Source organism: Winogradskyella rapida, assembly GCF_042675845.1.
In the GTDB taxonomy this organism is placed as follows: domain Bacteria; phylum Bacteroidota; class Bacteroidia; order Flavobacteriales; family Flavobacteriaceae; genus Winogradskyella; species Winogradskyella rapida.
On record NZ_JBHTKM010000017.1, the window covers coordinates 147,729 to 160,810 of the forward strand.

A 13,082-nucleotide genomic window follows, 5' to 3' on the forward strand; every position below is an offset into this window, starting at 1 on the left:
ACTGAGAATCTATCAGCAATACATTTAAAACTCTTTGCAAATATTCAATTTTGTTTCATTTTTCTTAATGAAAAACCTTATTTTTATGAATTCCTTAAAAAGATTTGAATTGTTTTTTTATTGTTATAAAAATAATACATTTGATACGTACAATGAGCACACAAAACCACATAACACAAATTTTTTTAACGCCGATGATGCGCGTGTCTATGTCTATGTTCATTATTTCTAGCATTATTACCCCTTGGGGTAATCTGTAATATGCTCTCCGTCCCTTTGTGTCATCCTTGACATTTTTTTTTATCCTTATTTAAATATAAATTATATGAAAGTTCTCAAATTTGGTGGAACCTCAGTAGGTTCAGCCGAAAACATCAATAAAGTCATAGCCATATTAAACCAGCAATCTCAAGATACTGCCATTGCGGTTGTCGTTTCTGCCGTTGGTGGCATAACCGATAAATTACTGGAAGCCGGAAATTTAGCTTGCCAGAAAAACCTTGAATACAACCAAAAGTATGATACCATTTGGTCCATACACAACAGTGTTATTGAAGGTTTGTTCCCTACTACTCAAAATAACGAGGCCTTGCGTAAGCAACAAGATGAACTTAGAGACCTTGTTTCCGAAAAATTAAACGACTTAAAACAGCTTTTAAATGGAATTTATCTCATCAATGAGCTCTCGCCTAAAACCTTAGATAAACTCCTTAGTTTTGGAGAAACCTTATCGTCTACAATAATTTATCATACTTTAAAATCGCGCGCCGGAGATGTGGTTTTAAAAAATTCGCAAGAGCTTATTCTTACCGATTCTACCTTCAATAATGCCACAGTTAATTTTGAAGTCACAAATAAAAACATCACTGATTTTTTCAGTAAGAATACCAGTCCTATTGTTTTATTACCAGGGTTTATCTCTAAGTCTATTCATGGTGAAATAACCACATTAGGCCGTGGCGGATCAGATTATACTGCCGCTATAATTGCTGCTGCTATGGAGGTTGAAGAATTACAAATTTGGACTGACGTGAGTGGGATGTATACCACCAACCCAAAGCTTGTTAAGCAAGCCTCTCCTATTGAGCAACTGTCGTATCAGGAAGCTGTAGAGCTATCACACTTTGGTGCTAAAGTGCTCTACCCGCCTACGGTCATGCCGGTGTTAAAAAAGAAAATTCCAATTATCATAAAAAACACTTTAGATCCGGAAGCCGTTGGAACTACCATTACTAAACAGGTTACTCCGAGTGGAAATTCTCCAATTAAAGGCATCAGTAATATTGAAAATGTTGCATTATTAACCTTACAAGGTAACGGTATGGTTGGTGTTCCTGGTTTCAGTAAACGTTTATTTGAAACCTTGGCTCAAGAGAAAATAAACATCATTCTTATTACGCAATCGTCATCAGAGCATACTATTTGCTTCGGTATTTCACAAAATGACGCTCAACGTGCTAAAGAAGCTATAGACGCCATATTTGAGTATGAAATTTCATTACAAAAAATAGATCCTATAGTCGTAGAAACCGACTTATCAATCATCGCTGTTATTGGTGATAAAATGAAAAACCACCAAGGTATCAGTGGAAAAATGTTTAGTACGCTAGGAAAAAATAACGTGAATATAAGGGCCATCGCACAAGGCGCTTCAGAACGCAATATCTCTGCAGTAATACATAAAAACGACGTGAAAAAAGCACTCAACAGTTTACACGAACAATTCTTTGAAATAAAAACCAAACAGATCAACTTATTTATCACGGGTGTGGGTAATGTTGGCGAGCGTTTAATTGAACAAATTAAGCAACAAAAGGCTTATGTTAAAGAACAGTTTAAAATCAATTTAAGAATTACAGGCCTATCAAATTCAAGAACCATGGTGGTTAATGACGATGGCATTAATCTTAAACATTGGAAAACCGAATTAGAAAATGGAGAAAAGGCAAGTCTACAAAACTTCTTTGAGCATGCTAAAGCTTTAAATTTAAGAAACTCTGTTTTTATTGATATTACCGCTAATGAAGCTGTTTCTAACATTTACGGGCAATACCTCAAGGAAAGCATATCGGTGATTGCATGTAATAAAATTGCCTGTTCTGGTAACATTGAATACTATAATGAATTAAAGGCGCTATCAAGACAGTACAATGCTTCTTTTCTATTTGAAACCAATGTTGGTGCAGGCTTACCTGTAATTGATACCTTAAATCATTTAATCACTTCTGGGGATAAGATTAACACAATACAAGCTGTATTATCGGGTAGTCTTAATTTTATTTTCAATAATTTTAATACCGATACTACCTTTTACGATGTGGTAAAACAAGCCCAAGAAGAAGGTTATACCGAACCGGACCCTAGAATCGATCTCAGCGGCATTGATGTGGCAAGAAAAATATTAATCTTAGCCCGAGAGAGTGGTCATCAGATTGAATTATCTGAACTAGAAAGTGATAGTTTCTTAACTGAAAACGCTAATAATTCTGATAGTGTAGACGACTTTTTTGAAACGCTTAAAGCAGATGAAGCTTACTATCAAGGCCTTTATAAATCGGCTCAAGAACACAACAGCCAGTTAAAGTTTGTTGCCGAATTTAATGATGGTAAAGCTAAAGTTGGTTTACAAGAAATCCCTGAAGGACATCCTTTCTACAACCTAGAAGGAAAAGACAATATCGTTATGTTTTATACGCAGCGTTACCCAGAGCAACCTCTTATTATTAAAGGTGCCGGCGCCGGTGCAGATGTTACAGCTTCAGGATTATTTGCAGACATTATAAGAATCGCTAACAATTAAATGATGCAAAAAGAAATTAGATTATTCTCTCCAGCCACCGTAGCGAATGTTGCTTGTGGATTTGATGTGCTTGGGTTTTGTTTAGATACCATAGGCGATGAAATGGTCATTAGAACAACCGAAGCCAAAGGCATTAAAATCACTAAAATTGAAGGTTACGATTTACCTTATGAAGCTGAAAAAAATGTAGCCGGAGTTTCAGCTCTAGCCATGTATAATGCGCTTGAGCCCGATTGTGGTTTTGAAATAGAGATTTATAAAAACATTAAACCTGGTAGTGGTATTGGAAGCAGTTCTGCGAGCGCTGCAGGAAGTGTATATGGCATGAACCTTTTATTAGGATCGCCATTAGATTTCACGGCTTTAACCAATTTTGCTATGAAGGGTGAAGCCTTAGCAAGTCAGTGTGAACATGCCGATAACTTAGCTCCTGCTATTTTTGGTGGTTTTACCCTTGTAAAAAGTGCAAAGCCTCTAAAGATTTTAGAATTACCCACACCAGACGATTTGTATGCGACCTTAATTCATCCGCAAATTGAAATTAAAACTTCAGAATCGAGAGCGCTTCTCCCAAAAGAAATTCCCTTAGATCATGCTATTACGCAGTGGGCTAATGTAGGAAGTTTGGTACACGCCCTTCATACTTCTGACTACGCTTTAATTAAAGAGGCCCTACATGATGTGGTTATAGAACCGCATAGAAAGCAACTCATACCTCATTTCGATGCCGTAAAAACAGCGGTCCTAGAAGCCGGTGCATTGGGTTGTGCCATTTCAGGATCAGGCCCTTCTATTTTTGCGCTAAGTAAAGGTGAAAGCACTGCCAAAGCTGTGGAAAATGCCATGCGTAATGTCTATGCCAATACCGCCATAGACTTTGAAACCTATGTGTCTAAAATTAATACTGAAGGCATAAAGAAAATAAACTAATATACCGTTAATCAATAAGCTTATGAATTATTATTCTCTAAATAAAAAAGCGCCCAACACCACATTTGAAGATGCCGTTGTTAGAGGTCTTGCTCCAGACAAAGGCTTGTATTTCCCTGAAATCATAAGACCTTTAGATCCTTCATTTTTTGAAACTATTGAAGACAAATCCAATACAGAAATAGCCTTTGAGGCGATAAAACAATTTATTGTCCCAGAAATTCCTGAAGATGTTTTAAAGCAGATTGTAGAAGACACCTTAAATTTTGACTTTCCTGTGGCTGAAATTAATGAGCATATTTCAACCTTAGAGCTCTTTCACGGTCCTACCATGGCTTTTAAAGATGTTGGAGCACGTTTTATGGCACGATGCTTAGGCTATTTTAATGAACACAACACCAAAGATGTAACGGTTTTAGTGGCCACTTCAGGGGATACCGGAGGTGCCGTGGCTAATGGATTTTTAGGCGTTAAAGGGGTTAACGTTGTAATTCTGTATCCGAGTGGAAAGGTTAGTGATATTCAAGAAAAACAATTAACCACTTTAGGACAAAATATTACCGCTTTAGAAGTTGATGGTGTTTTTGACGATTGCCAAGACATGGTAAAACAAGCTTTTATGGATTCTGAATTGACTAGCCAAATGCAGTTGACTTCAGCAAATTCCATAAATATTGCGCGATGGTTACCACAACTCTTCTATTTTATGTTTACCTATAAGCAGTTAAAATCGAAGCATAAGGATTTAGCCTTTTCAGTACCAAGTGGAAATTTCGGAAATATCTGTGCAGGGATGGTGGCTCAAAAATTAGGTTTACCTATAAAACATTTTATTGCAGCCAATAATGCTAATGATACCATTGTTAATTATATGCTGACCCAGTCTTACGAGCCTAAACCTTCTGTGCAAACCATTAGTAATGCCATGGATGTGGGGAACCCTAGTAATTTTATTAGAATTCAAGAATTGCATAACAACGATTTTGACGCTTTAAAAGCTAATTTATCATCTTTCAGTTTTAATGATGAAGACACCAAAGCTGCACTATTAGAGTTGTATAATGAATACAATTATATTGCAGATCCTCATGGAGCCGTAGGATATTTGGGCGCTAAGACTTACTTAAAATCTAACGATGCTCATGTGGTTTTCTTAGAAACCGCACATCCTACTAAGTTTTTAGATGTAGTGGAAGAAGTGATTAGAGAAAACGTAGACCTACCGCCACAGATAGAATCGGTTATGCATAAAGAAAAGACCGCTATAAAAATAGATACCTATCAAGGGCTTAAAGATTATTTGCTCTCTTAATGCTGTCATTAGCATCGTCAACCTTTAAAACTAAATTTAGAATAAAATTTATGAACTACTTGCTTTATGCGTTTTTAGGTTTAATAGTCTTCCAGTCCTACGCACAACAAAAAGACCAAGACCTGCGCATAAAGTATGGGGTAACGCAAACTCAGATTGAAGCGTTTCAGTATGATAAAGGCGAGCTTATAAAACAGAAGCATCACGTTTTAACGTATGACCGTTATGGAAATCAGGTAGGCTTTAAAACTTTAAATACTGCTGGCGATTTAATCACTGAAACACGCTCCTATTATTCAGAAGATGGCCAAACAAAATACGATACTATTCGTGATGCCAATGAGGCCTTAAAACACCTCTCTATAATCACAAGACATAGAGCGCAGCGTTACACACAGTTTTTAAAAATAGCGCCTAAAGGAGATACTTTGGTGCAGCAATTAAAATACGTTGATCGGAATTTAAACGACAGTATTTTATTCAACATTAAAAACAAAAAACGTCTTACCCTTCAGAAATGGGATTATAACGATGGCGGCATGTTAATTTCTAAATCTTGGTATGATGAAAAAGGACGCCTTAAACGACAGGATGAGTACACCTACCACATCAACGGAAAGTGTAAAAAAATAAGAAACAAAAATCGTTATATCGTGGGGAACCAATGTAAAGACAAACTCACCACTATTGACAAATTTTCTTATCCCCAAAAAGCCGAACTCTACGGGATTACCCTTAATTATGAAAAAGGTGGCAAACGTATTATTACTAGAAATGATATGGGTTTAACTGAAAGTTTAGAAGTGGTATCCAAGAAAGGAAAACGGCTTGCCTTCATGAGTTTTCAATATCAGATGCTTAACAATCAATAATGCCAAAAACACTATATACCATATATGTTGTAGAGCTCTCTAAACGCGTTTTTACAGCAAACGCTAAATTTAGAAAAGCGAATCCGCATTATCATGGCGTTTTAGAATGTTTGTATGTCGGTATGACGAGTAAAACCCCTAAAGAACGCTTTATGCAACATAAAACAGGGCATAGATCTAAAAAAGGCTATAAAATAGCTTCAAAGATTGTGGAAACCTACGGCACCTATTTACGCCCAAGTCTTTATAATCATATTGATCCTTTCTTCACTCGTGCAGAAGCTTTAAAAGCTGAAGAACAGATTGCCTTAGAACTGCGACGGGAAGGCTATGCCGTTTGGTCTAATTAAAAAAATAAAGTTTTAATTAAACCTTTGTATTTTTCTGTAGTCTTAGTACAATAGACAAAATATATTATTTCAATATGCCATTTTCTTTACCCCGCAAAATACAGCTATACGCTATCGTTGTCCTATTTATTTTCACTACCAATTGCAGCAATTCAAAATCTAACACAACAGCTAATACTGCGACTAGCGAAGTCAACGCGGCTATTCCGGTATATGATTTTAAAACATTTGAACCCCTACTTTATACCGATACCGATAAAACCTATCTTGTCAATTTCTGGGCCATGTGGTGTGCCCCTTGTGTTAAGGAACTGCCCTATATTGAAGCTTTTGCTGAAAAGCACCCCGATGTTGAAGTCATTTTAGTCAGCTTAGATTTCCCAAAGGATATAGACACAAAGTTGAAACCTTTTTTAGAAGACAAAAACATAAACGCTAAAGTAGTTTTGCTTGATGATCCTGATGCCAACTCGTGGATTGATCAGATCAACCCTAATTGGACGGGTGCCATTCCTTATACCATACTATTTAATAAAGATAAACGCTTATACTTTGAACGTTCTTTTGAAAGTATAAATGACATAGAAACACAAATCCAAAACCTTAATTAAAAACAACTATGAAAAAAATCAGTGTCTTAATGGCCATCATTGGCTTATCTGCAAGTGTACTCGTCTCTTGTAAAAATGAAGAAAACAAACAAGGAGCACCTTCTGCTGAAAATCAACAAAGTGAGCCACGAGGAGAACGTCCACCACGCCCACACGATGGAGACCGTAAAGGCCCACCGCATCACGGCGGCGATAGAAAAGGACCTCCAAGAGGCGGTAGTCCAGAACAAACTAAGACCTTAGAAGAAATTGGCGGGTATAAAATTGGTGATGTTGCTACGGATTTCAACCTAAAAAATGTAGATGGCGAAATGGTTTCTTTAGCTAGTTTTGAAAATGCAAAAGGCTATATTGTTACTTTTACGTGTAATGAATGTCCATTTTCAAAATTATATGAAGACCGTTTAATTGCGTTAAACAACGAGTATGCTCCAAAAGGCTATCCTGTTATTGCTATTAACCCAAATAGTCCAGCCAGCGAGAAAGAAAGTTTTGAAGCTATGCAGAAACGATCTGAAGAAAAAGGATTTACATTTCCTTACTTAGTAGACGATAAGCAAAGTATATACCCTCAGTATGGTGCTGTTAGAACTCCACACGTATTTTTACTAGACGCGGAACGCAAAGTGCAGTACATTGGTACTATAGATGACAACGCTAAATCACCAGAAGATGTAAAGGTAAACTACGTTAAAGATGCCATTGCAGCGCTGGATAAAGGCGAATTACCAAGTCCTAATTTCACTAAAGCTATTGGTTGCCCTGTAAAGCCAAACAAGGCTTAAAACATTCAAATTAAGCACAAAAAAAACAGCATCTTATTGATGCTGTTTTTTTTATATTAAGATTTCTAAGTCTCTCTATCTTGAATAGTTTGGTGCTTCCTTGGTAATGGTTACATCATGCGGATGACTTTCATTAATACCAGAACTTGTAATTTTTACAAATTGTCCGTTTTCTTTCAACGTCTCAATATCTTTGGCTCCGCAATATCCCATACCTGCTCTAAGTCCACCGATAAATTGGTGAATACTTTCTACCAATTCACCTTTATAAGGTACACGACCAACAATTCCTTCTGGAACTAATTTTTTAATATCATCTTCCACATCTTGGAAGTAACGGTCTTTACTTCCTTGTTTCATAGCCTCTACAGAGCCCATTCCACGGTAAGATTTAAACTTACGTCCTTCATAGATAATGGTTTCACCAGGACTCTCTTTTGTACCTGCTAAAAGTGATCCTAACATCACGGTATCAGCACCGGCAGCAATCGCTTTAGGAATATCTCCTGTATAACGAATACCACCATCTGCAATCACCGGAACACCAGTTCCTTTAATCGCTGCAGCAACTTCTAATACGGCAGAGAACTGAGGAAAACCTACACCAGCCACGACACGTGTTGTACAGATAGAACCTGGACCAATTCCTACTTTTACAGCATCTGCTCCCGCTTCCACTAAATATTTAGCCGCAGCTCCTGTTGCAATGTTTCCTACAATGACTTCAAGCTGTGGGAATTTCTTTTTGATTTCTTTTAAAACCATAACCACACCTTTGGTATGACCATGAGCGGTATCAATAATAACCGCATCAACACCTGCTTTTACTAAAGCAGAAGCTCTATCTACAGCATCACCCGTAACACCGATAGCCGCAGCTACACGTAAGCGACCAAAAGAATCTTTATTAGCATTTGGTTTTTGCGTTACTTTAGTAATATCTCTAAAGGTAATGAGGCCTTTAAGTTTAAAGTTATCGTCTACAATTAAAAGTTTTTCAATTTTATTCTGTTGAAGAATGTGTTCTGCATCTTTTAGTGACGTTCCAACGGCAGCGGTAACCAAATTTTCTTTGGTCATTACCTCTACAATGGCTTTGCTCCCTTCATGTTCAAAACGTAAATCTCTATTGGTTACAATCCCTTTTAATTTCCCTTCTTCATCTACAATAGGAATACCTCCAATACCGTGCTCTGCCATATTTGCCTTAGCATCTAAAACCGTAGCCGTCATTGGTAACGTAACAGGATCTATAATCATTCCGCTTTCAGCACGTTTTACACGACGCACCTTATCGGCTTGCTGAGCAATGGTCATATTTTTATGTAACACACCAATTCCACCTTCCTGTGCCATGGCAATAGCCATTTTACTTTCGGTAACCGTATCCATAGCTGCAGAAATCACAGGAATGTTAATGGTTATATTTCTAGTAAATTTAGTTGTAATACTAACTTCGCGAGGAAGAATTTCGGAAAATGCTGGAACTAAGAGTACGTCATCATAAGTAAGACCTTCTCCAACAATTTTATTTTCGTGTGCTGTCATTGCAATTAAGATTTAATTGCGTGCAAAGATAAGCTAATATTTCCAAACTAGTGTTACTAAAACGTAACTTCTAATGTTGTAAACCAATTGCGCGGCGCAGATGGTATGATACCAGGACCTGGATAACCTGTAGCGCGTCTTGTAAAGTAAGCCTTATCCAATACATTATTAATCCCTGTTTCTAATTTGAACATTTTATAGCGATAGGAAATTGAAAGGTCTAAAATATCGTATTCTGGAATTTCACCAATAACGCCACTTAAATTGGATGCAACCGAATTGGTAGCGTCTGTAAATTGCCTTCCTAAATACGTGTATTGCATATTAGCCATAAGGTTTTTATAACCGAATTTTAAGCCTGTTTTTAAATTTAAATCGGGTACAAATTCTACCTTATTACCTTCAATTCCGGGTTGTTCAGACTTGGTATATTCTGAAGAAATAAAGGAAGTATTGATGTAATAATTGAAACTGAAATCGGTATTCAGTTTTAAGATTTTCTTCAAATTAAAATCAAATAAAGATTCTACACCATACATTACGGCATCTCCAATATTACCACGTTCACTAACAACGCTTCCGTCTTCCTGTGCTTTTTGAACAAAACCTATTCTATTATTGTAAAATAAGGCGAAGGCCCCAACATCATAGGATACGATATTATTATAATTTCCTCTTAAACCAAAATCTACCGTAAACCCATCTTCATCCGTAATATCAGGATTAATGGCAAAAGCAGGATTTACAATATTTATATCTGAAAAAGTAACAGAACGATAGTTTTGCGAAATATTAGCGTAAGCTTCTAAATTTGTAGTGGGTTTATAACTTAAACCTAAGCCTAATAACACAAAATTGCGTTCAAAATCACGATTATCTTCTACCGTCTCTTCAAAAATAACATTGCCTGCCGCATCTGTATTGATACGTTTATAAGCCCCTTCACTTTGTGTTTTTATATATTCGAATCTAAATCCAGGTGTCACAGAAAATTTATCATTCAGATAGAAGATATTTTCACCAAAGACTGCAACATTTAGATTTGGAAAATCAAAATCGGATTGATCTGAATAGTTGGGAAATTCATCGGTTCTGATATTAAAATCGGGACCTATTCCATCGGAACCTGGCCCTTGTTGTTGACTGTTATTGGCCTTGTAAAATTTAGAACCGATTAAGAAGGTGGCGTCTTTATTAAATATTTGATACTTGCTTAATAATCGCGCTTCAAAACCATAATTATTGAAATCTCCTTTTATTAAATCGCGCTCTGTATTCGGATCTACCTGATCCACACGATTGGTTCTAAAGCCTAATGCATTTCTTGAAGCATTCAACCCGAAAAAATTAAACGTAAAATTAGTCGCTTCTGAAAACTGATGTGCTAATTTAAAATTGTAGAGCAACCAATCTACTTCAAACCAATTTCGAGCTCTATTACTTTGGTAAGGGTCTTCATTAAACATGGTATCAGTTAAACCACCGGCTTGTTGTGCTAAATAATCTAAATATGTAAGTTCTGCTGTAACTGACGTATTTTTATTAAATTGATAACCAATATGAGCGTATATGTTTTTAGATTCGAACTCTGAATTTGGCCTAAACCCATCGCCTTTTTTATAATTGAAAAAGGTATAATAACTCCATTTATTGCTCGTCCCACTAAGGCTGGTAAAATTAGTGTACAAGCCAAAACTTCCTAAAGTATTCCTAGTAATGACCTCTAATGGTTTGTTGGGATTGGGGTCTTTCATTACAAAATTAATAAGTCCTCCAAACTGCGTTCCATATTGTAAAGATGCCGCTCCACGGATCACTTGTATTTGTTTTAATCCTTCTGAAGCTGGCGAATAATAACTTTCAGGATATCCTAGAACGTCTGCGCTAATATCATAACCATTTTGCCTCGTGTTAAAATTTGCGGTTCTATTAGGGTCTAAACCTCTACCACCGATATTAAGTTGTAATCCGGCATCATCATTCTGATAAATATTTAAACCTGCCACTTGGCTATAAAGTTGCCTCGCATTATTTGTGGCCAAATTGGCCATAGATTCTTCTACTAAAACCACCTCAGTTTTCTTTCCGGCATAAATGGCGGTTTCTTCAACATCCTTTAATCTACTTAAGTTAAAAACTTTAGATCTTCGTGCTGTAATTTCAACGACTGTTAAAGCTTCGCCAATGGTCTCTAATTGTTGATTTAAAACAACATCATTTTCAACGGTGATTGTAATTTCTAGTATTTTGAATTCATAAGAAAAATACACCAAATTCAAGGTTTGCTTTTGGGTTGTGAATTGATAATAGCCATTGGCATCGGACTTTGCCAACAACCCAGAAACTTTATCATAAACCTCTACATTTTTTACCGGTTCTTGTGTTTCCCGATTGGTAATAATACCAGATACCTTTTGTTGTGCATTAAGTGCAAATGCAGACAAAACAATTATTATAAATGTACTAAAGTCCTTTAATGTCATCTTTAAATGGTAAAATCCAATTTTTGGGTTTAAATGATTCCGTTTGTTTTAGCAAATCCACTTTGGGGTCAATGTAGCGTTCACTAGAGCGACCGTTTAGAGCCACAAAACTATCGACGTAAATTTCAATATTTTTATGCCCTTGTGCTGCAAAATGTTGTTCTAAATATTTGGCATACTCTAGAATAAAATCGGGCTGTGTGCTCATTTGTTTCTCTTGAAACGGTGTTAAAAAATCTGAATTATTTACAGAAAATGAATGTCCCGATGCTGCATCAACCACTTTAAATTCTGTATACCCTGCTTTTTCCATTAACATAACGCGCCAAGAAAACCGATAGCCTTCTTCGGTCCAAAATAATTCGTTAGGATACAACAAATAACGAAACGGCAAAAGTAATTGAATCGTAAAAAATAAACCTAAAATTGGCAAAATTATCTTTTGATTTTGAAATTTATAATTCGAAATTTCAATTGTAGAGGCTTTTAGCTTTAAAACGTTGCATAATTTTCGGAATCCATTTAAAATACGCTCATGTACATCGGCATCGAAAAAAATTAGAGTTGCGACAATCATGACATAAGGAAACATGCCTATAGGAAACAACACTCTTGTAAAGACATGGAAAAACACAATTAATGCAAAAGCAAAACCTCGTGTGCGCTTAAAAAGCATAAAAAAGGGAATGGTTAGATCATATAACATTCCAGACCAACTCATGGCCATATGAAACCATTCTTGTTGCATCACATTTTCGCCAATAAAAGGCAAATCATATTTGGAAGGCAACCATATTTTTAAAGGCATAGCTTTACACAACCAATCACTATTTATTTTGGCCAAACCGGCATAGACATAAACGATCCCTAATAACAGTTTTATGCTATTAATAGTCCATTTTGGAATTTGATGGTATTGCTTTTTTCTAATTATAGCGTCTAAAGAGAAGTACGCATTGGCGGGTAAGAAACACATTAAAAAACTCAATATACTTATAAAATAGTAGTGATTGAGGTATGTGGTTTTATCCATAAATTCGATATAGGTAAAACTTATAAAGAACGTGATAATGGCGATGCGATATTTTAATCCTAAGGCCACAAAGAGTGCCGATAAACCGCATATTACAAATAGAAGGTATGTATAATTGCCGATAGGTTTTACCCATTCGAAACCATAATACGAAAAGTGAAATTGAGGTTCTAAGTACAGTTTTTCAATCCAACCATAAGACCAAAACCTAATAATGCTTGCCAACATCATAAGACCAAAACCTATTCTGAACACCGCCAACGGTGCAGGATGGGTTTGTTTATTGAAATAGGATGTAAGTTTAATTAGCATAATGCAAAAAAAAGGATTCTTATTGAATAAGAATCCTTTTTGAATT

Annotated in this window: 10 protein-coding genes; 7 read left to right on the forward strand and 3 right to left on the reverse strand. The window is 36.1% G+C overall.

What is annotated here, in order from left to right; genetic code table 11:
* Positions 1–325: 325 nt before the first annotated feature.
* The 7 genes from thrA (at position 326) to ACFQ13_RS04500 (ending at position 7,660) form a co-directional block, all read left to right on the forward strand.
* Positions 326–2,800 carry a bifunctional aspartate kinase/homoserine dehydrogenase I gene (gene thrA / locus ACFQ13_RS04470; RefSeq protein WP_386114499.1) on the forward strand — a complete coding sequence of 825 codons (2,475 nt, stop codon included), beginning with the start codon at positions 326–328 and terminating at the stop codon, positions 2,798–2,800.
* A gap of 3 nt (positions 2,801–2,803) precedes the next feature.
* Positions 2,804–3,730 (forward strand): homoserine kinase, encoded by a 927-nt coding sequence (locus tag ACFQ13_RS04475; protein ID WP_386115118.1) that lies wholly within the window; start codon positions 2,804–2,806, stop codon positions 3,728–3,730.
* 22 nt (positions 3,731–3,752) lie between these two features.
* Positions 3,753–5,042 (forward strand): threonine synthase, encoded by a 1,290-nt coding sequence (gene thrC / locus ACFQ13_RS04480; RefSeq protein ID WP_386114502.1) that lies wholly within the window; start codon positions 3,753–3,755, stop codon positions 5,040–5,042.
* A gap of 50 nt (positions 5,043–5,092) precedes the next feature.
* Complete coding sequence (locus ACFQ13_RS04485; RefSeq protein WP_386114504.1) at positions 5,093–5,914, forward strand: hypothetical protein; 822 nt, start codon at positions 5,093–5,095, stop codon at positions 5,912–5,914.
* Complete coding sequence (locus tag ACFQ13_RS04490) at positions 5,914–6,264, forward strand: ribose-5-phosphate isomerase (protein ID WP_386114506.1); 351 nt, start codon at positions 5,914–5,916, stop codon at positions 6,262–6,264. Before ACFQ13_RS04485 ends, ACFQ13_RS04490 begins: the two co-directional genes overlap by 1 nt.
* Before the next feature lie 74 nt (positions 6,265–6,338).
* Positions 6,339–6,875: a TlpA family protein disulfide reductase gene (locus tag ACFQ13_RS04495; protein ID WP_386114508.1), complete on the forward strand. Its 537-nt coding sequence runs from the start codon at positions 6,339–6,341 to the stop codon at positions 6,873–6,875.
* 8 nt (positions 6,876–6,883) lie between these two features.
* On the forward strand, positions 6,884–7,660 hold the full coding sequence (locus tag ACFQ13_RS04500) for a thioredoxin family protein (protein ID WP_386114510.1): 777 nt from the start codon (positions 6,884–6,886) through the stop codon (positions 7,658–7,660).
* Between the two features lie 75 nt (positions 7,661–7,735).
* Here the strand turns inward: ACFQ13_RS04500 and guaB are convergent, their stop codons facing one another.
* From guaB to ACFQ13_RS04515, 3 genes are read right to left on the reverse strand one after another with little or no spacing between them, the layout of a single operon-like run.
* Entirely contained in the window at positions 7,736–9,208 is a 1,473-nt protein-coding gene (gene guaB / locus ACFQ13_RS04505) for an IMP dehydrogenase (protein WP_386114513.1), read from the reverse strand.
* A gap of 56 nt (positions 9,209–9,264) precedes the next feature.
* Entirely contained in the window at positions 9,265–11,691 is a 2,427-nt protein-coding gene (locus ACFQ13_RS04510) for a TonB-dependent receptor domain-containing protein (RefSeq protein WP_386114516.1), read from the reverse strand.
* Positions 11,672–13,036, reverse strand: coding sequence for an HTTM domain-containing protein (locus ACFQ13_RS04515; RefSeq protein ID WP_386114519.1), 1,365 nt, complete (start codon positions 13,034–13,036; stop codon positions 11,672–11,674). Before ACFQ13_RS04515 ends, ACFQ13_RS04510 begins: the two co-directional genes overlap by 20 nt.
* Positions 13,037–13,082: the final 46 nt, after the last annotated feature.